The sequence below is a fragment of the Arthrobacter sp. ZBG10 genome, assembly GCF_001238605.1.
Taxonomy (GTDB): domain Bacteria; phylum Actinomycetota; class Actinomycetes; order Actinomycetales; family Micrococcaceae; genus Arthrobacter.
This window is the reverse complement of sequence record NZ_LFQH01000052.1, coordinates 1-22,754: the sequence shown is the minus strand read 5'-3', so window position 1 is coordinate 22,754 and position 22,754 is coordinate 1. Positions and strand designations below refer to the sequence as shown.

General features: G+C 68.2%; 18 protein-coding genes. 7 read left to right on the top strand and 11 right to left on the bottom strand.

Going from position 1 to position 22,754, the window contains the following annotated elements; translation table 11 throughout:
• Positions 1–42 precede the first annotated feature (42 nt).
• Both ACU18_RS13260 and ACU18_RS13255 read right to left on the bottom strand, forming a co-directional pair.
• The gene (locus ACU18_RS13260) at positions 43–1,245 is read right to left on the bottom strand and encodes a resuscitation-promoting factor (protein ID WP_197273580.1); all 1,203 of its coding nucleotides are present in this window, start codon (positions 1,243–1,245) and stop codon (positions 43–45) included.
• Positions 1,246–1,502: 257 nt separating this feature from the next.
• Positions 1,503–2,408 (bottom strand): TatD family hydrolase, encoded by a 906-nt coding sequence (locus tag ACU18_RS13255; RefSeq protein ID WP_050686249.1) that lies wholly within the window; start codon positions 2,406–2,408, stop codon positions 1,503–1,505.
• A 165-nt stretch (positions 2,409–2,573) separates the two neighbouring features.
• On the opposite strand from ACU18_RS13255, the gene ACU18_RS13250 reads away from it, so the two are divergent.
• Genes ACU18_RS13250 through ACU18_RS13240 form a run of 3 tightly spaced genes read left to right on the top strand, consistent with a single transcriptional unit; the run spans position 2,574 to position 7,657 of the window.
• Positions 2,574–3,686, top strand: coding sequence for an AAA family ATPase (locus tag ACU18_RS13250; protein WP_050686247.1), 1,113 nt, complete (start codon positions 2,574–2,576; stop codon positions 3,684–3,686).
• A 12-nt stretch (positions 3,687–3,698) separates the two neighbouring features.
• Complete coding sequence (locus ACU18_RS13245) at positions 3,699–5,147, top strand: DUF58 domain-containing protein (RefSeq protein WP_050686246.1); 1,449 nt, start codon at positions 3,699–3,701, stop codon at positions 5,145–5,147.
• Positions 5,144–7,657, top strand: a complete 2,514-nt coding sequence (locus tag ACU18_RS13240; RefSeq protein ID WP_050686244.1) for a transglutaminase family protein — start codon at positions 5,144–5,146, stop codon at positions 7,655–7,657. Before ACU18_RS13245 ends, ACU18_RS13240 begins: the two co-directional genes overlap by 4 nt.
• Before the next feature lie 29 nt (positions 7,658–7,686).
• On the opposite strand, the gene ACU18_RS13235 is transcribed toward ACU18_RS13240, so the two are convergent.
• Both ACU18_RS13235 and rsmI read right to left on the bottom strand, forming a co-directional pair.
• Entirely contained in the window at positions 7,687–9,186 is a 1,500-nt protein-coding gene (locus ACU18_RS13235; RefSeq protein WP_050686242.1) for an NAD-dependent succinate-semialdehyde dehydrogenase, read from the bottom strand.
• A 195-nt stretch (positions 9,187–9,381) separates the two neighbouring features.
• A complete protein-coding gene (rsmI, locus tag ACU18_RS13230; protein ID WP_050686239.1) occupies positions 9,382–10,257 on the bottom strand; it encodes a 16S rRNA (cytidine(1402)-2'-O)-methyltransferase in 876 nt (291 codons plus the stop codon).
• Positions 10,258–10,303: 46 nt separating this feature from the next.
• On the opposite strand from rsmI, the gene ACU18_RS13225 reads away from it, so the two are divergent.
• Positions 10,304–12,001: a dolichyl-phosphate-mannose--protein mannosyltransferase gene (locus tag ACU18_RS13225; RefSeq protein WP_050686233.1), complete on the top strand. Its 1,698-nt coding sequence runs from the start codon at positions 10,304–10,306 to the stop codon at positions 11,999–12,001.
• A gap of 67 nt (positions 12,002–12,068) precedes the next feature.
• Positions 12,069–13,898, top strand: coding sequence for an AMP-dependent synthetase/ligase (locus tag ACU18_RS13220; RefSeq protein ID WP_050686231.1), 1,830 nt, complete (start codon positions 12,069–12,071; stop codon positions 13,896–13,898).
• Here the strand turns inward: ACU18_RS13220 and ACU18_RS13215 are convergent.
• Together ACU18_RS13215 and ACU18_RS13210 are read right to left on the bottom strand one after the other, a co-directional pair.
• Positions 13,889–15,085 (bottom strand): TIGR01906 family membrane protein, encoded by a 1,197-nt coding sequence (locus ACU18_RS13215; protein WP_050686230.1) that lies wholly within the window; start codon positions 15,083–15,085, stop codon positions 13,889–13,891. The two genes, ACU18_RS13220 and ACU18_RS13215, sit on opposite strands and share 10 nt — an antisense overlap.
• A 123-nt stretch (positions 15,086–15,208) precedes the next feature.
• Positions 15,209–16,201, bottom strand: a complete 993-nt coding sequence (locus ACU18_RS13210) for a stage II sporulation protein M (RefSeq protein WP_197273579.1) — start codon at positions 16,199–16,201, stop codon at positions 15,209–15,211.
• A 97-nt stretch (positions 16,202–16,298) separates the two neighbouring features.
• Between ACU18_RS13210 and ACU18_RS13205 the strand changes: the two genes are divergently transcribed.
• Entirely contained in the window at positions 16,299–17,099 is an 801-nt protein-coding gene (locus ACU18_RS13205) for an RDD family protein (protein ID WP_050686226.1), read from the top strand.
• 2 nt (positions 17,100–17,101) lie between these two features.
• On the opposite strand, the gene ACU18_RS13200 is transcribed toward ACU18_RS13205, so the two are convergent.
• The 4 genes from ACU18_RS13200 to ACU18_RS13185 all read right to left on the bottom strand — a co-directional run bounded on the left by ACU18_RS13200 (position 17,102) and on the right by ACU18_RS13185 (position 20,665).
• Positions 17,102–18,340 (bottom strand): L,D-transpeptidase, encoded by a 1,239-nt coding sequence (locus ACU18_RS13200; protein WP_050686224.1) that lies wholly within the window; start codon positions 18,338–18,340, stop codon positions 17,102–17,104.
• Between the two features lie 108 nt (positions 18,341–18,448).
• Positions 18,449–19,927, bottom strand: a complete 1,479-nt coding sequence (ahcY, locus tag ACU18_RS13195; protein WP_050686222.1) for an adenosylhomocysteinase — start codon at positions 19,925–19,927, stop codon at positions 18,449–18,451.
• Between the two features lie 39 nt (positions 19,928–19,966).
• Positions 19,967–20,197: a Trm112 family protein gene (locus ACU18_RS13190; protein ID WP_050686220.1), complete on the bottom strand. Its 231-nt coding sequence runs from the start codon at positions 20,195–20,197 to the stop codon at positions 19,967–19,969.
• Positions 20,198–20,275: 78 nt separating this feature from the next.
• Complete coding sequence (locus ACU18_RS13185) at positions 20,276–20,665, bottom strand: DUF3499 domain-containing protein (protein WP_050686218.1); 390 nt, start codon at positions 20,663–20,665, stop codon at positions 20,276–20,278.
• A gap of 117 nt (positions 20,666–20,782) precedes the next feature.
• Here ACU18_RS13185 and ACU18_RS13180 point away from each other — a divergent pair, with 117 nt between their 5' ends.
• A complete protein-coding gene (locus tag ACU18_RS13180) occupies positions 20,783–21,295 on the top strand; it encodes a metallopeptidase family protein (RefSeq protein WP_050686216.1) in 513 nt (170 codons plus the stop codon).
• Between the two features lie 26 nt (positions 21,296–21,321).
• On the opposite strand, the gene ACU18_RS19940 is transcribed toward ACU18_RS13180, so the two are convergent.
• A partial coding sequence (locus tag ACU18_RS19940) for a DUF5719 family protein (RefSeq protein ID WP_050686214.1) occupies positions 21,322–22,754 on the bottom strand: 1,433 nt, incomplete at its 5' end.

The following is a 22,754-nucleotide window of genomic DNA, read 5'->3' as shown; positions in this document are numbered from 1 at the left end:
ACCGGGGCCGGCTGCTGTTCGCCTGCTGGCGGGGGTGCCTGGCTATCCGCCGGCGGCCCAGCCGCAGCCCCACGGCTGGAGGCCGCGCTGCGCATAGACGCGGTTGGCGATGTCGATCTGCTGGGCCTTGGTGGCCAGGCTGGCGTTGGGGGCGTAGGCGCCGCCGCCGGAGCCGATCCAGGTCCGGACGTCGAACTGGAGGCCGCCGTAGTAGCCGTTGCCCGAGTTGATGCTCCAGTTGCCGGTGGATTCACACTGGGCGATCCGGTCCCACATACCTTCGTTCATCATGCCGGGAGCTGCGGCTCCGGTGTTGCTGCCGCCCGCAGCAGCTGCGGGTGCAGGCGCTGCCTGGGGCACCGGCTTGGGCTTGGTACCCACGGTGATCTGCTCCGTGACGGGCTGGACGGCCACAGTCTCGGAAGCCAGGGTGCGGGACGCTTCGCGGCCGTCCACCAGGACCAGTTTGAAGGTCTTTTCGTTCTTGCCGGCCACTCCGGCCTGGGTCACGGTCTTCTCGCCCACCAGGACGTTGGCGTCCTCGGCTGTGACGGACTCGAAGGGAATCTCTTCGCTGGTGACGGCGGTCTGGCTGGTGTCAACGCGGGAAACCTTGATCACCATGTTGTTGACCACGGGGGCGTTGGCCGGCTGGGAGGTGCGGTCGTTCTCACCAAGGGTCAGGCCGGCGTCGTCCAGGACGGTGCCCACGGTTGCGGCAGTGGTGGTGGTGGCGGAGGCTTTACCGTCCGCGACGATGCTGACGCTCTTCGGCGTGGAGATGGACACGTAGGAGCCTGCGAGTGCCAGCTGGGCGTCCTTGGGGGCTGACACCGAGGAGGCGCTGGCGACGCCGAGTTCGGTCACGAGGCCGGCCACGTCCTGCGCGGTGGTGTTGACCGTCTGCTCGGAACCGTCCAGGCTGACCTTGACTTCCTTGGCCTGGTTCACGTTGATGACGGTACCGTTGCGGACCGACGAGTCGACGTCGGGGGAGATCCGGTCGGTGGACTTGAGGTCGAAGTCGGCGCCCTTGACCACCTGGCCCACAGTGCCGCCGAAGGTCTGCACCGAACTGACTTTTCCGTCAACATTCAGCGTGACCGTTTTGTTATTTCCAACGAAGGCTACGAGCCCCGCAACCAGCGCGCACAGCACCAGAACCTGTGCACCAACCTTGACGACGCTCAACTTGCCGTCTGATGTGAAGTACTTGACCACGATTGCCCGTAACTCTCGGTCCATCCGGGCACGGGGAAAAACGCAATAAAATGCCCGGAACCACCTGGAATACAGGCAGTCCGGGCACCGTCGCGCCGCCACATTCCAGGCCCGATTGGCGCGGGCGGAAGCCCGCGCAGCCAGTCATGGAAGGAAAAATGATTTACCCGGTGGCCTTCCCCGACCCCGGCTAATATCTTTCCACTGTAACCGTAGCGTTATAAACCAGCCAACAAATCTGCATACCTGGTATTCCTGAATGGATGCTGGACAGGCCCTTCCTAGGTCCAGGATCCGTAGGCCCGCACGGTATTTTCGCTGATCTCGGTGCAGAGCCGGGCCAGGTCGGTTCCTGTCAAACCGGCCATCGCCCGGACCGTGTAAGGCACCATGTAGCTCGCGTTGGGGCGCCCCCGGTGTGGATGCGGAGTGAGGAACGGGGCATCCGTTTCCACCATGACAAGGCCGGGATCAGCCACCGCGAGCGCTGCACGCAGGTTGTCCGCGTTTTTGAAGGTCAGAGTGCCGGCGAAGGACATGAACCAGCCTTTCCGGTTGCAGATCCTGGCCAGGTCCGCATCGCCGGAGAAGCAATGGAAGACCACGCGCTCCGGGGCGCCTTCCTCTTCCAGTACCTGCACCACGTCGTTGTGGGCATCCCGGTCGTGGATCTGCAGGGTGAGGTCCAGGCGCTTGGCAATGTCGATGTGCCGCCGGAACGAGTGCCGCTGGGCGGCCAGCCCCGCGCCCTCGGTACGGTAGAAGTCCAGTCCGGTCTCGCCGATGGCGCGGATCCTGGGATGGGCTGCCAGTTGCTCGATTTCCGCGAGCGCACTTTCGAGTTCGCCGCGGCCGGCGTACAGCGGGGCGTCGTTGGGATGCAGCGCCACTGCGCCAAGCAGCCGGCGGTCCAGTTCCACCGCCTGCACCGTGAACCGCGACGATTCCAGGTCGCAGCCCACCTGGACGGCGCCCTGCACGCCCACGGCCGCGGCTGCGTCCATGGCTGCCCGCACCCCCACCGGAGCCGGCCCGTCCGGAAAGTCCAGGTGCGTGTGGTTGTCCATCACCGGCACCGGCAGCGGCTCGGGAGCGGGCGGAAACCCGCGTTTTGTGGAGCCCTGGGCTTCGGCTGCCGTCCCTGCGGCGGGGTCCAGGTAGGCGGCGGGGGTCTGCGGAGTGCACATCGTCCCAGCCTAGCGGCCGGAACGGCAGGTATTTTTTGTCGGAACTCTCTGTCTACCGCGGCAGTTGTGTTAGTAGTCTGGGACGAACAGATGCGAACGCCCACCGACGGGCGAAGGCAGGCTTGCTGTCCCGTCCGGGCGAACCCCTGGGCTGAAAGGTTGCCGATGGAATCCCACCGACGCACTGCCGATGGAACCGCTGCGAACCGCAATCCGGCGGGCCTGGCGGGCTCTGTCAGCGCCCTGAACGGGCACCGGCCTGCGGCGCTGGACGACGCGGCGTTCCACGCTGCCGCGCAGCGCATCCTCACGACGGTCAATACAGTGATCGACGGCAAATCGGACGCCGCCCGGCTTGCCCTGACGGTGCTGCTGGCCCAGGGCCACCTGCTGGTCGAGGATGTCCCCGGAGTGGGGAAGACCCTCCTGGCCAAAACGCTGGCCAGGAGCATCGACTGCAGCGTCAACCGGATCCAGTTCACCCCGGACCTGCTGCCCTCTGACGTCACCGGTGTCTCCATCTACAACCAGTCATCCCGGTTGTTTGAGTTCCGGCCCGGGGCAGTCTTCGCCAACATCGTGATCGGCGACGAAATCAACAGGGCCTCCGCCAAGACCCAGTCGGCGCTCCTGGAATGCATGGAGGAGCACCAGGTCACCGTGGACGGGCACTCCTACAAGCTCGACGAGCCCTTTATGGTGGTGGCCACGCAGAATCCCATCGAGATGGAGGGCACCTACCCTCTTCCCGAGGCCCAGCGTGACCGCTTTATGGCCCGGATCTCCATGGGCTATCCGGACATGGACGCGGAAATCCAGATGCTGGAAACCCATCAGTCCGCCTCTCCCCTGGCCAAGGTCACGCCGGTGGTCACCACCGCCGAGGTCGCCGCCATGATTACCACCGTGCAGGACGTCTACGTGTCCCAGGCCGTCAAGGAGTACACCGTGTCCGTGGGCCGGGCCACCCGGGAAAGCCCGCTGCTCCGGCTGGGCGCCAGCCCCCGGTCCATGCTGCAGCTGCTCCGGGCGGCGAAGGCCACGGCAGCGCTTGACGGGCGCGGCTTTGTCCTCCCGGACGATGTGCTGCAGGTGGCGGAAGCTGTGCTGGCCCACCGTATCCTCCTGGACAGGAAGGCTGCCGGTGCCGGCGAAACGGCGCATACCGTGCTGCAGGGCATCCTGCAGCGGCTCCCTGTCACGCATGCTTCCGCGGGACAGCCCGGGACGCGGCCGGCCCGGAGTGCCCCAGCCTCCGGCCTGGGCAGGAACCGCTAGGCGGCGGCTCAGATGGCGCTGCTGGACCGGTTTCCCCGACATCTCCTGACCCCCCGGGGCTGGGGCATGCTGGCAGCGGGCGGGGTGGCCCTTGGGGCAGCCTTCGTTATGGGCCGCCGGGACCTGCTGACCCTGGGCATCCTGTTGCTGGTCCTGCCTTTTATCTCGCTGGCAGGGATCCGGCTGGTCAAGCCCAGGTTCCAGGTCTACCGCGAGTTTCATCCGTCCCCTGTGGAAACCTCTGCGCCCGCCACCGTCCGGCTGGCGGTGGCGCGGAAGGATCCCGGCAGCGGCCGGGCCACCATGGAGGAACGGCTGCCTTCCCGGTTCGGTGAGTCCCCCATGTTCCGGTTCCCCGCCCGGTCAGCTGCCGGCGGCACCAGCCGGTACGAATACCACCTCCGCTCGGCCCAACGCGGCCAGTTCCGGATAGGTCCGGTCATGGCCGAGTTCTCGGACCCCTTCGGCCTGTCCACGCACCGGCAGGCCATTGACGACGGCGACATCCTCACGGTCACGCCGGCCGCCGTGGTGCTGCCCCTGACAGGACTGGCCGGGGCGCGCGGTAACGACGGCATCACGGCCACCCGGATCCGGGCCAACCCCAGCGACGATGACGTTATGACCCGCGAATACCGGCACGGCGACCCCATGCGCAGGGTCCATTGGGCTGCCACGGCCCGGCACGGGGCGTTGATGGTGCGGCAGGAGGAATCGGTCACCACACCGGAGGCCACCTTGATCCTCGACCACCGGTTCGGCGCCTTCGCCGGCAGTACCGGGCCGTCCCCCGCAGCGAAGCAGGCCCGGCAGCAGGCCAGGGGCGGGCAGTCGATGCCTACCAGCGACACCTTCGAGTGGGCGGTGGTGGCGGCGATGTCCATCGCCGCGCACCTCACCGAACGCAACTATGTGCTGCGCCTGCTGGACCCCAGGGGCGAGCCGGCGTTCCTGCACTCACCGTCTGCGCCGGATCCCGCTGCCGAGGAGTTCACCGGCAGCGCCGGTCTGCAGTCGATCGCCGAAAGCCTCGCCGCCATCGCCCTGTCCGGCTCCGGCCACGCCCGTGATGGCTCTTTGTGGGACTTCGCGAACCGCACTGACCCCCGAGGCGGCCAGGACGCAGGTCCGGCCCCGTTTGATGACCAGTTGATGGACAAGCTTTCCGCCCACCGGATGCGCGGGCCGCTGATCGCCGTGCTGGGCCGGATCTCCGCAGAGGAAGCCCTGGCCCTTGCTCCGGCCGCCGGGTACGGCACCAACGCGTTCGCCCTGGTGGTGGCTGAGAAGCCTGGCGACCAGGCAGACGTTCTCGAGGTCCTCCGCCAGGGTGGCTGGCGTGCTGTAGCTGTGGCCCCCGCCGTCCCGGTTGCTTCGGCGTGGGCAGGCTTCGACGGGGACGACGCCGTTGCCGCCACCCCTGCGGCTGAGGTCCGGCGCGGGGCGGGGGTGGCCAGATGACGCTGGCGCCACCGCGGACCCCGGGACAGGGCCAGCAGCAGGACAACGGGGCGGGCGCCGCACCCCGCCGCGCCAGGGTGGGCCTTTTTCCGTGGGCCATGGCAGCAGCCGTTGCGCTGGCTGTCTGCGGCGCCGCGCTGTCCCTTAACGGTGTGCTCCGGGGCTGGAACTGGTATCTTCCCGTCCTGACCACGGTCCTCGTGGTCAGCTTCACGCTGGCAGCGCTCCGCGGGCTGCGCGCCCAGCCGTTGCTGGTGACGTTCGGCGGGTTCCTGGCCCTCGGCGGCATCCTGACGCTCACGTTCTTCCGCAGTTCCAGCATCCTCGGTGTCATTCCCGGCGGCGCCACCTTCGGCGAACTCGACCGGCTGATCGGGCGCGCCAGCGAAACAGTGCTGTCGGAAACGGCGCCCGTGGCGCCCAATGCGGGCATTGTGATGGTTGTGTGCGCCGTGCTGGGCCTCACGGTGATCCTGGTGGATGCCCTCGCGGTGCCGCTGGGCATGCCTGCAGCCACGGGCGCTGCCCTGCTGGCGCTGCTGGTGGTCCCTGCCATGATCAAGCCGCAAAGCGTCGGTTTCTGGGGGTTTGTTGCCACCGTGGCCGGGTACTTGCTGATTTTGGGTTGCAGCCAGTGGTTTGCACCCGGATTTGGTACGCAGACAGACGCCGCCGGCAGCACGGGACACCTGCGCCGTGCTGCCCTCACCGGCTCCGTGGCGCTGGTGGCTGCCCTGCTGGTTCCCGCCGTCATCCCCGGTTTCGACCAGGGTACGTTCCCGCAGGGCTCAAGGCTCAACCCGTGGGGCACCTCCACCGGCCTGAACCCCATGATTACGCTGGGCAACAGCCTGCGGACCCCTGACGGCACCGGACGCATCACCTATGCCACCAACGCCACGTCCCCGCTGTATCTCCGCACGGTCACCGTGGAAAATTTTGACGGCGATTCCTGGGGCCCGGATGACCGGAATGAGTCCCGGATACGGCTGGCCGGCCCGATTGATCCCGGCTACCAGGTCCTGGCCGATGCGCAGCAACGCCAGGTGACAGCCATCGACACCGGCTCACTCAGCAGCAACTACCTGCCGGCGCCTTATGCCCCCGAGACGGTGCGGGGCCTGAACGGCCAGTGGACGTGGGACCCAGCAACGCTCAGCATCAAGGGCACCGACACCACATCCCGGCGTCAGGACTACATCGTCACCTCGTCCGCTCCTGCCCTGACCCCGGCGCTCCTGGCCCGGTCCACGGGTCCCGCGCAGGACATTTCCGACACTTTCACCAGAGTTCCGGGGAATGTCCCCGCCAGTGTCCGCAGCACCGCCGAGACCGTGGCCGGCGCTGCCGGAACGCAGTACCAAAAGGCGATGGCCATCCAGAAATATTTGCGGTCCGCGGATTTCACTTATTCCCTCCAGTCCCCTGTCCAGGGCGGCTACGACGGCAACGGGCTCTCGGTGCTGGCGGACTTCCTGGAGCAGAAGAGCGGATACTGCGTCCACTACGCCTCCGCTATGGCGGTGATGGCCCGGCTCCAGGGCATCCCCAGCCGTATCGCCGTGGGCTACGCGCCCGGCCGGCTGACCGGTGAAACGGTGCCCGTGGCAGGGCAGGGCCCGCTGTCCGAATACGAGGTGGATGGCCGCGACGCGCACGCCTGGCCCGAGCTGTACTTCCAGGGCCTCGGCTGGGTCCCGTTTGAGCCCACCCCGTCCCGGGGCGTCGTTCCCACCTACGCCACCGAGGCGTCGGCGCCGGGGACGGCCGATTCGCTGGACAACAACGATGACCTCCTTCCCGAACCGGGCCAGGTCCCTTCCCCGGCCCCCAGCGTTTCCGCGGCTCCGGTCCCGCAGGACAACGGAACGGCCGACGCCGGTCCCCGCCTGCTGCCTTGGCTGCTGGGCGCCGGTGGTGTCCTGGCCGGCGGCCTGCTGCTGGCCTCGCCGTTCCTGCTGCGGACCGGAATCCGGGCCCGCCGGCTCCGGCCCCGCAACGCAACTGCCGCTGCTCCCCTGGCCTGGGCCGAGCTGGCGGACCTTGGCACGGACTACGGCCTGCCGCCCGGGCCCAGTGAGACCCCGCGTGCGTACTCCGCACGGCTCCGCCGTTCCCTGCTGGGCGAACCGGACGGGATGGACCGCGCGGCGCACCTGGCTGCTGCCGCGCTGACCACAGGTTACGAGCGGAACCAGTACGGCCCGCCGGAGGCTGCAGGTTTGGGCCCGGCCAATCAGGAGGCCACAAATCCAGAGGCTGCAAATCCGGAGCCTGCCGGGCCGGCGGACCCGGCCAGCCCGCGGGACCACATCGACGCGCTCCAGGCGGCCCTCCGGGCCAATGCCGGCGGTCCGGGCCGTTTCATCGCCACCTGGGTCCCGCCGTCGGTGATGCGGCGGCTCGGATTCCTCACCGGCGCACCCTTCAGGGCCGTGGGCCGGGGTGTCCGGGGAACAGCACAGGCCGCCGCACGCTCCTGGCGGAGAGCACGCGGCGGCCTGCGGTAGCCCGGCAAGACTTTGCCGGGCCAGCCGGGTTAGCCGGCGTAGGGGTCTGCGATGCCGATGTACTGCGTGTAGAGGTACTCCTCGATGCCTTCGAGGCCGCCTTCGCGGCCAAGGCCGGACTGCTTGACGCCGCCGAAGGGTGCCGCTGCGTTGGAAATAACGCCGGCGTTCAGGCCCAGCATGCCGGTTTCAAGCCGTTCACCCATCCGGATGCCGCGGTTGAGGTCCTTGGTGAAGACGTAGGCCACCAGCCCGTATTCGGTGTTGTTGGCCAGCCGGACAGCATCATCCTCGGTGCTGAAAGTGATGATCGGTGCGACGGGTCCGAAGATTTCCTCGGCCAGGATCCGGGTACCTTCGGTGACGCCGGACAGGATGGTGGGCTGGTAGAAGTAGCCGGGGCCCTCCACCGGGCTGCCGCCCAGGACTGCGGTGGCGCCGGCGGCGACGGCATCCGAGACCAGCTCGTGGACTTTGTCGCGGCTCTTGGCGTCGATCAGCGGGCCAACCTTCGATTCGGGTTCGGTGCCCCGGGCCGTGGTCATGTCCTTCATCTTGGCGGCGAACTTTTCCGCGAATTCCGCGGCGACGGATTCGTGGACAATGAAGCGGTTGGCGGCCGTGCAGGCCTCACCCATGTTCCGCAGCTTGGCCAGCATGGCCCCTGCTACGGCAGCGTCGATGTCGGCGTCTTCGAAGACCAGGAACGGGGCGTTGCCGCCGAGCTCCATGGAGGTCCGCAGGACAGTTTCGGAAGCATCGGACAGCAGCCGGCGGCCCACCTCTGTGGAACCGGTGAAGGACAGCTTCCGCAGCCGGGAGTCCTTGATCAGCGGACCGGTGGTGGCCCCGGCGGTGGAGGTGGGGATGACGTTCAGGACGCCGGCCGGCAGCCCGGCTTCCATCATCACGGCGGCGAACAGCTGGGAAGTCAGCGGGGTGAGATTCGCCGACTTCAGGACCATGGTGCAGCCGGCGGCCACGGCCGGGGCGATCTTGCGGGTGGCCATGGCCAGCGGGAAGTTCCAGGGCGTGATCAGCAGGCAGGGGCCTACCGGCTTTTTGGTGACCAGCAGCCGGGACTTGCCGTCCGGGGAAACGGAGTAGCGGCCAAAGGCGCGCACTGCCTCTTCGGAGAACCAGCGCAGGAACTCGGCGCCGTAGGTGACCTCACCGCGGGCCTCGGCCAGCGGCTTGCCCATTTCCAGGGTCATCAGCAGGGCGAAATCTTCTGCGCGTTCGGTCACCAGGTCGAAGGCCCGGCGCAGAATCTCGCCTCGTTCGCGCGGCGGGACCTTGGCCCACGATTCCTGTGCCGCGGCGGCAGCGTCCAGGGCGGCGGCACCGTCTTCGGCGCCGGCGTCGGCGAGGCTCAGCAGGACCTTTCCCGTTGCCGGATCCTCGACGTCGAACGTCTTGCCCGAAGCGGCGGCACGCCACTCGCCGTTGATCAGCAGGCCGGTGGGAACCGAGGCCAGAAGGCTGCTTTCGCGCTCGGCGGTTACGGCCGGCAGTGCAGTGACAGTCACGATGACTCCCTCGTCAGTAGGGGTTGTTGCAACCCACGGGCGCGGCCGGAAGTGACCGGGCTCATTGGGCTGATTAACAGTCACCCTACTGCCGCGGTTTCGTCCGGGTCTACGCCTGCACGCACTGCCAAATGCCGATCCGGCTGTGCACCTGCACAACCGCAGGGCCGTGCCGCGGCGGCAGGGGGGCCGAGCTCAGCGGGCGGCGAGGACTGCCGAATAAAGTTCCCGCTTGCTGACCCTGACGTCTTCGGCGACTGCCGCCACAGCCTCCTTGAGCCGGATGCCCTGGGCCATCAGCTCGTTGACTGCGGCAACATGATCCTCCGGTGTTCCGGCTGCCTGCTCCGGGGCACCGCCGAGCACCACCGCGATCTCGCCGCGGACCTCATTGCCCTCCGCCCACAGCAGGAGCTCGCCCAGCGTTCCCCGGATGACTTCCTCGTAGGTTTTGGTCAGTTCACGGCAGACGGCGATGGGCCGGTCGGGGCCGAACCGTTCGCGAAGGGCCCGGAGCATAACCTCCAGCCGGTGCGGGGCCTCGAAGAACACCATGGTGCGGCGTTCCGCGGCGAGGTCCGCCAGCCGGGACGCCCGTTCGCCGGCCTTCCGGGGCAGGAAACCCTCGAAGCAGAACCTGTCGGTGGGCAGGCCGGACAAGGCCAGCGCGGTCAGCACTGCGGAGGGTCCCGGCGCGGCGGTGACCGTGAGTCCGGCGGCAACCGCTCCCGCAACCAGGCGGAAGCCCGGATCGGACACGGCGGGCATGCCGGCGTCGGTAACCATCAACAGGGTGCTTCCCGCCCGGACCTGGTCCAGCAGTTCCCCGGTTTTGGCCGCCTCATTATGCTCGTGGTAGCTGATGACGCGGCCGGTCACGGTAACGCCAAGGCCCTGGACCAGCCGGTGCAGGCGGCGGGTGTCTTCGGCAGCCACGATGTCAGCCGTGCCCAGGAGCTCCACCAACCGGGCCGAGGCATCACCGGTGTTTCCGATCGGGGTGGCCGCAAGCACGATGCGTCCCACGGTTGGCGTGCCGGAATCCGGGCGGGTGCTGGGGTTAGGTTCCACGCCCCAAGCCTACTGCCGCGGCGGACTGCCAGCTGCAAAAGGTAGCATGGGGCCCGTGACGCAGACCTCCACCCGGCCGGCAGGAGCCGGCGATGCCGCACCGGCCGCCTCTCCCGGACACCAAGCCCGCCGGCCGTGGGTGGCCCGGCCCGCCGTGGCGTTCACAGCCGAAGCGCTGCAGGCCCGGCTGCTGGGCAGCATCCGCAGCTGGCGGGATTATCCGCCGTCGCTGCGACTGTGGTTTGTCCTGGTCCCGGTACTCACCACTACGGTGGCCGGCGTGCTCCGTTTTGTCCGGCTGGGCGAGCCGCACAAGCTGGTTTTCGACGAAACCTACTACGTCAAGGACGCCTACTCCTACCTGGTCAGCGGCTATGAGCGCAGCTGGCCGGACAAGGCCAACGATTCGTTCAACGCCGGCAACCCGGCCATCCTGCTGGACACCCCCGAATACGTGGTCCACCCGCCGGTGGGCAAATGGATGATCGCTGCCGGCATGCGGCTTTTCGGGCCCGAAAATCCGTTCGGGTGGCGGTTTGCGGCCGCCCTGACAGGCACCCTCTCGGTGCTGCTGATTTCCCTGGTCGCCCTCAAGCTGTTCCGGTCCCTGCCGCTGGCAGGCGCGGCAGGGCTGCTCCTGGCCGTTGACGGCCACCACCTGGTGATGTCCCGGACATCGCTGCTGGACATCTTCTTGATGTTTTGGGTCCTGGCGGCCTTCGGTGCCCTGCTGATGGACCGTGACGATGGCCGGCGCCGGCTCGCTGCCCGGCTGGGCACGGCGGCGACGGCGCAGGGTGGACTGCCTGCGTCGGCCGTGCTGCTGTCCGGACCCTGGCTGGGGATCCGCTGGTGGCGCATCGCAGCCGGTGTCTGCCTGGGCCTGGCCGTGGGCACCAAATGGTCCGGGCTGTTTTTCCTGGCCGGGTTCGGTCTGCTGACGGTCCTGTGGGACCTCAGCGCCCGTCGGGTGGCGGGCATCCGCGGCTGGATCAGCGCCGGAATCATCAAGGACGGCCTGCCGGCGTTCCTCAGCATGGTGCCCGTGGCCGGCGCTGTCTACACCGCCACGTGGGCCGGCTGGTTCGCCTCCCGGGACGCCTACTTCCGTAACTGGGCCCAGGCCAACCCGTCCACGGAATGGGGCTGGCTGCCGGGCCCCCTCCGGTCCCTGGCCCACTACCATCTTGAGGCGTACAAGTTCCATCAGGGGCTGGGCTCGGAACACCCGTATGAGGCAAGCGCCTGGAGCTGGCTGGTGATGGGCCGGCCCACATCGTTCTTCTACGAATCCCCGCCGCAGGGCACCGGGGCGTGCGATGTGGCCAAGTGCACCTCAGCCATCCTCTCCGTTGGCAATCCGCTGATCTGGTGGACGGCCGCGGCCTCCCTGGTGGTGCTCCTTTTCTGGTGGGCCGGGCGGCGGGACTGGCGCGCCGGCGCGGTGCTGGCAGGCATGGCCGCGGGGTACCTGCCGTGGTTCATGTACCCCGAGCGGACCATGTTCTACTTCTATGCGGTCTCCTTCGAGCCGTTTCTGGTCCTGGCCCTGGTCTACTGCCTGGGACTGGTCCTGGGCAGGCCCGCCGACCCGCCGTGGCGCCGCCGTTCAGGGCTGTATGTGGTGGTGGTATTCCTTGCGGCTGCGGTGTTGCTTTCCGCCTTCTTCTACCCGGTGTGGGCGGCGGAGACCATCCCCTACGACGCGTGGAAGGTCCGCATGTGGATGCCGTCCTGGATCTAGGGCAGGATGGCAGGAACGACCCATCGGCGCCCCTGCCGGGGCGGTGGCAGCGGAACGGAGGCCGGCTGTGAGGGAAGCAAGCACAGCTCTGCTGGTTGAGCTTGACGCCGGCAGCAACGTCACGGACCTGCTGCTGGAGCGGCATGCGGCCAACCCGGCGCACGCGCTGTACCGCCGGAAGGGCCCCAACGGCTGGGTGGACGTGCCGGCCCGGGCGTTCCTCCAGGAAGTCCGGGCGCTGGCCAAGGGCCTGGTGGCCGGCGGCCTGGAGACCGGCGATGCCGTGGCGGTGATGTCCGCCACCTCCTATGAGTGGACAGTTGTTGACTTCGCCATCTGGTTCGCCGGCGGCGTGACCGTCCCCATCTATGAAACCTCCGCACCGGGCCAGGTCGAGTGGATCCTCGAGGACGCCGGAGTCCGCCGTGTGTTCGCCGGCACCAGCGCCCTGGCGGACCTGGTGGGCGGGGTCCTGGCCGGTTCGGACCGGCTGCGGGACCGCCTGGTGGGGGTGGTCCGGATGGATTACGACGGCGAGGCCCCCAACCTGGCCAGCCTCGCCGCTGCGGGGGCGGGCGTGGCCGACACTGAGCTGGAGCGGCACCGCACCAGGGCGGGCCTGGCCGACCTGGCGTCGCTGGTCTACACGTCGGGGACCACGGGCAAGCCAAAGGGCTGTGAGATTACGCACGGCAACTTCGCCCTGGTGGCCAGGAACATTGTGGCGTTCCTCCCCGAGGTGCTGCTGCAGGACCAGGCACGGACCCTGATGTTCCTTCCGCTGGCCCATGTCCTGGCCCGTGCCGTGCAGGTGGTGTGCCTCAGTGCCGGCGCCACCCTGGGCCACACGCCGGGAGCTGCCCAACTTTTGGCGGACCTGGAAACCTTCCGCCCCACCTTCCTGCTGGTGGTCCCCCGCATCTTCGAAAAGGTCCGGGCCGGCGCCACCCACAAAGCTGCCGTGGGTGGCAAGGCCCGCCTGTTTGGTGCCGCGGCAGCCACCGCGATCGACTATTCCCGCGAACTGGACAGGCAGGGCCGGGGCCAAGGGACCGGGCCGGGCCTGCTGTGCCGCGCCAGGCACCGGCTCTTCGACAGGCTGGTGTACCCGAAGCTCCGCGCCGCCCTGGGTGGGCAGGTGGCCTTTACGGTCTCCGGCGCCAGCGCCCTGGCCCCCGACGATGCCCACTTTTTCCGCGGCGCCGGAATCCCGGTCCTCGAGGGGTACGGCCTGACCGAAACCACGGCGCCCTGCACCGCGAACACGCCCGGCATGACGCGCGTAGGCACGGTGGGCATCCCCATCCCAGGGACCACCATCCGGGTGGCGGCGGACGGCGAGATCCTGGTCAAGGGCATTGGCGTTTTCCGGGGCTATCACGCCAACCCGCAGGCCAATGCGGACGCCTTTGTGGACGGCTTTTTCCGGACCGGCGACCTGGGTGGGCTGGACGACGACGGATTCCTGACCATCACGGGCCGCAAGAAGGACCTCCTGGTCACGGCCGGTGGTAAAAACGTGGCCCCGGGTCCCCTGGAGGAAAAAGTGCGCGCGCATCCGCTGGTAGCCCATGCGGTGGTGGTGGGCGACGGAAGGCCTTTTGTGGCGGCCCTGGTGACGCTTGACCCCGAAGGGCTGGCCAATTGGTGCTCGGAGCGAGGGCTGCCGCCGTTGACTGTGGCCCGGGCCTGCACGGACCCGGCCATCCGGGCGGCCGTGCAGGAGGCGGTGGACCAGGCAAACCAGCTGGTGTCCACGGCCGAGTCCATCCGCTCGTTCGCGCTCCTGGACGCCGATTTCACCGTCGAATCGGGCCACCTGACGCCGTCCCTGAAACTGAAGCGGGCCGCCGTCGTCAGTGGTTTCGCGGCTGAGGTGGCGCGGCTTTACGCCTGATTGGCAGTGGCCGTTGACTCGTTGGGTGCCAGGCCGCGGCGCCGGCGGGTGGGCCACGTCAAGACAAGGGTCACTACTGCTGCCACCAGCACCAACGCACCGATCACAATGCCGGCGTCGATCCAGAACTGCCCCGGGAAGAGGCGGATCAGGGTGTCGTCCAGGCTGAACGTCCAGGTGCCGGCCGCGAAGAAGATCCGGTGAAACTCGGTGAAGAACTGCTGCCAGCCCAGTGCGGCCAGGGTGCCCAGCCCCAGGATCAGGGCCAGCGTGGCGAGGGAACCGGCGAAAAGCGCGCGCCGGACGCCGCCGTTGCTGCGTTTACGCAGGTAGAGGATGGCGACCAGGGCCAGCACCAGCAGCAGCACGCCCGCGCCGAACGTGGACAGGATCACCACCTTGACGTCGGCCATGTGGCTGACTTCGCCGTCCTTGAACAATTTGTCTCCGCTGCGGTGCATCAGGTCACCCAGGTAGCGGGGGCCGGACCAGTTGCTCAGGTAGTCCACGGCGTAGGAACCGTAGGTCATCCTGTCGTCGGTGCTGAACCCGTAACCGTCGCCCGGGAAGCCGGGCCGGTTGTACTCCACCCAGAGGAACAGCGGGCTGGTGACGGCGCGGACAGCGAGGATCAGGAGCGTCAGGGGGTAGAACACGGCCAGCAGCACCTGCATCACGCGCGGCAGGACCGGCTTCGCGTTGGCGGCACTTTCGCGCTGGGCGTTGCGGCGTTCCACTTCCTCGTCCGGCGGCCGGACCTGGAGTGCCGAGGTGGGCAGGGGTTCCTTGAACACCGGAGAGGTGCCGCGCGCCGACGGATCAGCGCCGGAGGGCTCGACGGCGGCAGCAGCGGCTTTCCGGCCGGCCCTGCTGTCCGGCTGGCTGGGTGTGACGGGTGTGACGGGTGTGGCGCCGGCGGCGGTTGCAGCCGCTGTTCCCGCAGCCGCGGTACCGGTTGTGGTCTGACCTGGCTTGGCCGCAGCCGCGGTACCGCTTGTGGTCTGACCTGGCTTGGCTGCAGCCGAGGGGCCCGTGGCCGGCTTGCCCGTGGCCGGCTTCTTGTTGCCGGTGGGTTCGGCCGGGGAAAGCCAGGAGAACGCGGGCTCGTCGGTGTCGCCTGAGGTGTCCAGGTGGGGTTCCTGCTGAGGATCGGCGCTTTTGGCGCGGGCCGGTGTTTCGTCTTTCACAGCAGCGTCTCTTCCGTCGGTTTCCGCGCCGCGCTGGGGTCCGCTGGCGCCTGTTTCTGCACCCGAGCCTACCGTCCGCCCTGTTGGCAGGGCGAGAAACCACCCCGCACGGATTACAACGATTCAGGCAGCGATTTCCGTATAGCCTGCGTCCTCGCTGCGCAGGTCACCGCGTTCCCCGGCCAGGAAGGCGCGCCGCCCCCACACCAGGACATAGGTCCAGTAGGCCGCCAGCACGGAGGCGCCGATGCCCAGTTTCGCCCAGACGGGCAGCGGTGAGGGGGTAACAAAACCCTCCACCAGCCCCGAGACGAACAGCACCAGCACCAGACCCAGCGCCACCGTGATCAGGGACCGGCCTTCCCGGGCCACGGCCCTGCCGCGGGTCTGCCGGCCCGGGGACACCATGGCCCAGAAAATCCGGAGCCCCGCAGCACAGGCCACAAACACGGCAGTGAGCTCCATCATTCCGTGCGGCAGGATGTAGCTGAAAAACACATCCGGCTTGCCGGCGGCAACAAACATCCCGGCCGCCACCCCAACCGACTGCGCATTGCTGAACAGGATCATGGGCACCCAGAATCCGGTGATGCCCAGGGCTACGGCCTGGGCGGAGATCCAGGCGTTGTTGGTCCATACGGCGCCTGCGAAGGACGCCGCCGGGTTCTCGGAGTAGTAATCGATGAAGTCGTTGTTGACGTACTGCGCCGCCTCGGCTTCCGAGGCAACCGCCCGCAGCATGTCCGGGTTGGTGCCGATCCACACGGCGAAGGCTGCGGCGACCAGGACGAACGCGGTGCCGCAGGCAAGGGTCAGCCAGGAAATCCGGTACAGGGCCGCCGGCAGGGCAGCGACAAAAAACCTGGCAATGTCGGCCATCGGGTTGCTCCTGGCGCCGGTAAACCGCGTCCGGGCCTGGGCCAGGGTGGCGGACAGGGAAGCGGAAAGCCCGCTCTCGGGCGCCAGCGACCTGATGAGGGACAGGTGGGAGGACGTGGACTGGTACAGGGCCAGGAGCTCATCAGCCTCGGGCCCGGTCAACCTGGGTTTATGCGCCAGCCCATGCAGCCGCGACCACTTGTCCGAGTGCACTGCCGAGAAGGCATCCATATCCACGGGACCAGCCTAACCTTCCCGCCGCTAGACTCTGAGTGTCCGCAACGTTCCGGCCGGCGTCCCGCCGGACCGCGCACCCCCGGAAGGAAACATCCGCGTGAGCTCCATCATCACCGGCGAGGCAGTGGTCCTGGAACTGCGGCCCGCGTCCTTTGGCGGCCGGGCCCTGGGCCTGTTCATTGATGTGGCCTGCCACGGTGTGCTGCTGGTGGCCATCCTGATCGGCCTGACATCGGCCGGCGGGGACCTGGACGAGGCTGCTGAGCGTGCCCTGGTCCTGTGCAGCGTGGTGTTTTGCCTTGTGGTGGTCCCGGTGGCGGTGGAAACGCTGAGCCGGGGCAGTTCGCTGGGAAAACTGGCCACCGGGTTGCGTGTGGTCCGCGAGGACGGCGGAGCCATCCGGTTCCGGCATGCAGTCATCCGCGGCCTGACGGGATTCCTGGAAATCTACCTGACTTTGGGCGGCCTGGCGTTGGCCGTGTCCTTGTTCAACGACAAGTCCCGGCGCCTCGGTGACCTGATGGCGGGCACGTACGCGGTCCGCAGCCGTGTTCCGGTGGAACGGGCAGTGCCGATCTTTGTCCCCCCCTGGCTGCGGGCCTGGGTGGAGTCGGCGGATATCGGCCGGCTGCCTGATGCCACCGTCCGGCGCGCCGCCCAGTTCCTGCGGCAGGCGGGCCGGATGGCGCCCCTGTCCCGGGCGGGCCTGGCAGCGTCGATCGCCACGGAACTGGCCGCGTATGTTGCCCCGCCCCCGCCGCCGGGCACGGGCCCGGAGGACTACCTGTCAGCCGTTGTGGCCGAACGCCGTCAACGCGAGCTCATCCGGCTGACCCGGTCGCGCCGGCGCAACGCGGACGTGGGTGAAAGGCTGCAGCGGCTGCCCTTCACCGGCTGAGGTCAGTTGTCGTACTCGGCCCACGGGATGTTCCAGTCGCCGAAACCGTCGTCGTTCGCGGCGTAGTCACCTTCGGTGTTGATGATCTGGACGACGTCACCGGTTCCGAGGTTCTCGAAGACCCAGGCGGCGCCGTCGGGAAGGAACCCGATGCAGCCGTGCGAAACGTTGGTGTTCCCGATAAAGGGGAAGGCGGAATCCAGGGCCTGGTGCAGGTACGCGCCGCTGAGGGTGAGCCGGATGGTGTACTCCACGTCCTCCTCGCCGTAGTAGGCGGGGTCCCCTGGCTTGAGGCCGATGCTTGCCGCCCGGAAGTGGTCATATCGTTTCTTCTCCATCAGGACGCCGAACCCGCGGGCCGAAGGGAAGCGCTTGTCCCCCATGCTGACCGGCAGGGTCTTGACCGGCTGGTCGTTCACGCTCAAGGTGAACGTGTGCGCGGTGGCATCCGCGACGGCCACTTTTTTGTCACCGATGGCGATGCTCATTCTTTTGTTGAAATTGGCGATCTGTCCGTTGCCCAGGTCGACGCCGAATAGCTTCATGTCCATGGACACGGTGGAGTTGGCAGCCCAGAACGTCTCGGCCCGGTACCGCACCATGGTGTCGCTGTACCAGTGGAAGGCGCCCACCTGGCCAGCGCTGCTGGTCACGGTGATGGCCTTTTCCACGGCGTCCCGGTTCAGGACGGGTTCGCTGAAGGTGACCTGCAGGGGTTGCCCGACGCCGACTTTCATGCCGTCCAGCGGGTAGATGGCGGCGTCCGCCTCGTGGGAGCTGGAAACCGTGGCGAAGGACCGGGTGGTGCTCGTTTCGCGGCCGGCACTGTCCTTGAGGACGTACGTGTAGCTGTAGTCGGTGTTGAACTTCAACGCCCCGGTTGCCGCCCAGGAGGTGCCGGCCGGATCGATGCTGCCGTCCACCGCCTCGCCGCCGGTGCTGGTCAGGGAGACCCGTTCGATGGTCCCGTGGTCAACCTTGAGGGACACCGGGGCCGCCGGATTGACCTGCTTGGCGCCGTTGGCCGGTGCCGCGTCAACGCTCACGGGCGTGATGACGGGGGCGGCGATTCCGGGGGACGTCCGGGCTGCGGAGCCGGCCTCTGACTCCAGCGGGGTCCCGGCGAGTCCCGGCGCTACGGCAGCAAACACACCGCCGGCGGCGGCGAGCAGGCACACGGTGGCCACCACCAGAATCTTCTTGACGTTGCCCTTGCGGCGGGGCTTGGTATCAGGCTCCATACATCGATTCTAGGTGGTTGCAAGGAACCCGGGTGCCAGCGGGCACCCGGGTTCCTGGTGGCACGGCTTCGCCGGGCACCGGCGGCGGGACCGCCGGTGCCCGGGCCGTCAGTAGCGGTAGTGCTCGGGCTTGTACGGGCCTGCGGCGTCGATGTCCAGGTATTCGGCCTGGTCCTTGGACAGTTCGGTCAGCTCCACGCCCAGGGCGTCCAGGTGGAGGCGGGCCACCTTTTCGTCCAGGATCTTGGGCAGGACATAGACCTGGTTTTCGTATTCGCGCTCGTCGGCCGGCTGGTCCTTCTTGGTCCACAGCTCGATCTGGGCGATGGTCTGGTTCGCGAAGGAGTTGCTCATAACGAACGACGGGTGGCCCGTGGCGTTGCCGAGGTTAAGCAGGCGGCCCTCGGACAGGACAATGATGGACCGCTCGGAGTCCGTGCCTTCCGAAAGGACCCATTCGTGGACCTGCGGCTTGATTTCGACCTTTTTGACGCCGGGGATCCGGGCCAGGCCGGCCATGTCGATTTCATTGTCGAAGTGGCCGATGTTGCCCACGATGGCTTTGTTTTTCATGCCCGCCATATGGTCGGCCATGATGACGTCCTTGTTGCCGGTGGTGGTGATGAAGATGTCACCGAGGGCCAGGACGGACTCCAGTTTTGCCACCTGGTACCCGTCCATTGCCGCCTGCAGTGCACAGATGGGGTCAATCTCGGTGACGATTACGCGTGAACCCTGGCCGCGGAGGGCCTCTGCCGCGCCCTTGCCCACGTCGCCGTAGCCGCAGACGACGGCGACCTTGCCGCCCATCAGCACGTCCGTGGCGCGGTTGATGCCGTCCGGGAGGGAGTGCCGGATGCCGTATTTGTTGTCGAACTTGCTCTTGGTGACCGAGTCGTTGACGTTGATGGCCGGGAAGAGGAGCTTGCCCTGCGCAGCGAGCTGGTAGAGGCGCAGCACGCCCGTGGTGGTTTCCTCGCTGACGCCCTTGATCGTGCCGGCGATGCGGCCCCACTTCTGCGGGTCGGCGGCGAGGGAACGGCGGATGACGTCCAGGAAGATGACGTGCTCGTCGGAGTCATTGGCGTCCGCGGCGGGGACAGCGCCTGCGGCTTCGAACTCAACGCCCTTGTGCACCAGCATGGTGGCGTCGCCGCCGTCATCCAGGATCATGTTGGGTCCGAGGTCCGGGTTTGTGTCCGCACCGGGCCAGGTGAGGATCTGCTCTGCCGTCCACCAGTACTCCTCCAGCGACTCACCCTTCCAGGCGAAGACCGGGACGCCGGCGGGCTGGTCCACGGTGCCCGTGCCCACAACGACGGCGGCGGCGGCCTCGTCCTGGGTGGAGAAGATGTTGCAGGAGGCCCAGCGGACTTCGGCGCCGAGGGCGGTCAGGGTCTCGATCAGCACAGCCGTCTGCACGGTCATGTGGAGGGAACCGGCGATCCGGGCGCCCTTGAGCGGCTGGGTGGGACCGAATTCCTCGCGCAGGGACATCAGGCCCGGCATTTCGTGTTCTGCGAGGCGGATCTGGTGCCGTCCGGCCTCTGCCAGGGAAATGTCGGCAACCTTGTAATCAAAAGTCATAGTGGTCCTTAATTCTGGATCTGATGTGCTGGTTCCGCGCTACGGCGCGGCGGTGCCGGCGGGATCGTGCTGGTCCGAGCCGGCCCTGGTGGCTGCTGCGAGCAGTTCCGGCGGCAGGAGCAGCGGGATGCCGTCCTGGATGGCGTAGCGCGGCGCAGCGCCGGCTTCCCCGGCGTTGGTGGCCACCAGTTCCTCGCCCTCCTGGACCAGGGGTGAGCCGGTCACGGGGCAACGCAGGACTGACAACAGCTCGGGACTGATCTTTGGCATTTGTTCATGCTCCCTGGCGGGCGCGCTCGCGCCGGTAGCGGACTGACGTACAGCGTCCAGCCTACCGCCCGCCGCGCCTCAGGACGGTTCCCGGAGGACGCGCAGGTGGCCCCTGCGGGTTCCCTCGGTTCCTGCCGGAGCTTCCAGTGCCGTGTGGGGGCCACGCTGGGCGGAAGGCCGCTGCTGCGGGGAAGGCTGGGCTGCCGCCTCGCGGACGGCGTCGGCCAGGGCGAGCAGGTCGTCGGGGCCTGGCTGCTGCGGTGTGGTGGGCATGGCCAGACGGAGTACTTCCCAGCCCCGGGGAACGGTCAGGGAGTCGGCGTGCTGGCTGCACAGGTCATAGCAGTGGGGTTCGGCGTAGGTGGCCAGGGGCCCGAGGACCGCGGTGGAATCCGCGTAGACGTAGGTCAGCGTCGCCACCGCTGACTGGCGGCAGGCGGATCTTGAACACTGACGGATAGCTCCCACGACAGCCCAGACTACCGGGCCGGCAGCCGGAACCCGCGCATTGGCGCGCGGCCGCGCGCATCGGGCTGCTCCGGCGATCCTGTCGCGTAATCCAGGTGCCGGGTTTACAGTCAATGTATGCAGTCATCGAACCAGGAATCAGCATTTACGGTCCGGTTGGCTGACCCGGAAGCCCACAGGGATCCGGGCACCGGATCAGCAGGCCGCGGCTTCACTGCCCGCCGCCGTAACCGCCACGGGCGTGGCCTGCGCGGCGAGGTGATGCTTCCCGCCCACCCCGGCTACCGCACCCGCTCGGACCGCTTTGATGACATGGTGATGGAATCGGCGCAGCGTTTGCACGACATCTGGGGGAAAACCCTGGACGGTGTCCGTTTCGGGGTGGATGAGATTCCGCCCAACCTTGAGCAGTTGGCGGCCGCAGCTTCCGCCGTGCCCATGGGCGCGTCCGCGCCGGCCACGGCCGACGACGGCCCCATGATCACCGTGTACCGGCGGGTGGTGGAGCAGGGCACCGCGAGCTCCGACGAACTGCAGGACCTGGTCCATGATGTGGTGGTGGAGTACACCGCGGAGATGCTGGGCGTGGCACCGGAAACCCTGGACCCGGTGTACCGGCGCCGCTACTGAGCCGCGCCGGCCCCCGGCAGCCTGGGTCAGTAGCCCAGTGCCACCGGAACGCTTTCCTGGCCGGCTGCCGCCGGCATAAAGGCCAGCGACGAAATGTCGTTCCGGCCATCCTGCTGCAGCAGCAACGCCCCGTACGCGGCATCCCCGGAAGCGGAGACAACGTAGCCCACAACGTCGGCGCCGTCGGTCTTCTCCGGAATGGTGATGGCCGCGGTGGTGCCGCCGGCAATGTCCGCCGTTGCCGGGGCCCGGACCTTGCCGTCCGACGTGACAGCGGCGTAGGTGATGCTGGCGCGCGCGTCGAGGGCCCCGAATACCAGTTGCCGGACGCCGCCCAGCGGCACGGGCACGACGTGCTGGCTGCCGAGCCGGACACCTGACGGCGCCCAGGCCACGTCTGATTCCTTCTCTGCGTCGACGCCCCGGCTCATCCGCGCCGCGGCCACAAAGGAGACATCCGAGGATGCAGCAACCGTGTATTGGCCGGCCGGGACGCCGGCGAGCGGCACCTCGGTGACGGCGCCGGCCTTGGCGGTGACCACGCCGCCGTCGGGCAGTGCCTTCTGGCCGTCCCGCCCGTACAGGCTGATCTCCACCACGGCATCTGAAGGGCCGGGCACTGTGAGCTGAAGGGCGGGGCCGGCGTCGTCGTAGCCGGATTTTCCGGTCATCGCTGTGACTGCTGCGGGGGCCTGGATGTCGACGCCGGTCATGACCTGGCGTGTGGACGGTGCGGCTCCGGGTGCGATGAAATCGACGCCGCCGGGGGTAAGTCCCCGGAGGACACTTTGCTGGATGACGGCGGCCACAGGTCCGCCCGCGCTGCGGACGTGGACGCTGAGCTGTTCTTCGGATGGGGCCAGGCCGGCAAGGATGACCGAACGCGTGGCTCCCGGCGCCACGAGGAGGCCGCGGCTGCCCGGGGCCTGGATCTGGCCCGAGGCACCAAAAAGTTCAAGGCTGACAGTGGCCGGCGTGGTGGACGCGTTGGAGAGCACCAGGACGGATGTCCGCCCTACGGTGGTCCGCGCTCCGGCCAGCCACTGGTCATTGGCTGGCTGCTGGCAGTTGGTGGCGGCCATGCCGCGAAGGTCACCGTCAGTTGCGGAGAACTTCAGGGCAGCAGCCGCCGATGCCTTCTGGTTTGCGACGGGGTCGGCCTGGAGCACGGAGGCCTGGTCCGTGGCACGGCCGGCGACGATGCCCGCAAGGGTTTCCTGAGGGGCGCTGTCCTTGGCGGGTACGCCTGGCTCCTTGGCAATTTCGACGGCGGTGGCCCCGTCGAGGCGGGACAGCCGGCTGGCAGGAAGCACGCCGGCTGACCCCAGGACCACTCCCGTGACGGTGGTGGCCGCGGTGGCGGATTCGGGGCTGAACTGGGGGTCGGTGCCGGCTTGGGTGCCCTCGAGCAGACGGGCGGGCCCGGGGCAGACGCCAATGCTGGTGCCGGCGGGAACGG

Bases quoted from the DNA above. Each gene is read 5' to 3' on its own strand.
- ACU18_RS13180 (WP_050686216.1), top strand. From the start codon at position 20,783: ATGCAGTCATCGAACCAGGAATCAGCATTTACGGTCCGGTTGGCTGAC.
- ACU18_RS13240 (WP_050686244.1), top strand. From the start codon at position 5,144: ATGACGCTGGCGCCACCGCGGACCCCGGGACAGGGCCAGCAGCAGGAC.
- ACU18_RS13225 (WP_050686233.1), top strand. From the start codon at position 10,304: ATGGGGCCCGTGACGCAGACCTCCACCCGGCCGGCAGGAGCCGGCGAT.
- ACU18_RS13250 (WP_050686247.1), top strand. From the start codon at position 2,574: ATGGAATCCCACCGACGCACTGCCGATGGAACCGCTGCGAACCGCAAT.
- ahcY (WP_050686222.1), bottom strand. From the start codon at position 19,927: ATGACTTTTGATTACAAGGTTGCCGACATTTCCCTGGCAGAGGCCGGA.
- ACU18_RS13255 (WP_050686249.1), bottom strand. From the start codon at position 2,408: ATGTGCACTCCGCAGACCCCCGCCGCCTACCTGGACCCCGCCGCAGGG.
- ACU18_RS13190 (WP_050686220.1), bottom strand. From the start codon at position 20,197: ATGCCAAAGATCAGTCCCGAGCTGTTGTCAGTCCTGCGTTGCCCCGTG.
- ACU18_RS13260 (WP_197273580.1), bottom strand. From the start codon at position 1,245: ATGGACCGAGAGTTACGGGCAATCGTGGTCAAGTACTTCACATCAGAC.
- ACU18_RS13200 (WP_050686224.1), bottom strand. From the start codon at position 18,340: ATGGAGCCTGATACCAAGCCCCGCCGCAAGGGCAACGTCAAGAAGATT.
- ACU18_RS13245 (WP_050686246.1), top strand. From the start codon at position 3,699: ATGGCGCTGCTGGACCGGTTTCCCCGACATCTCCTGACCCCCCGGGGC.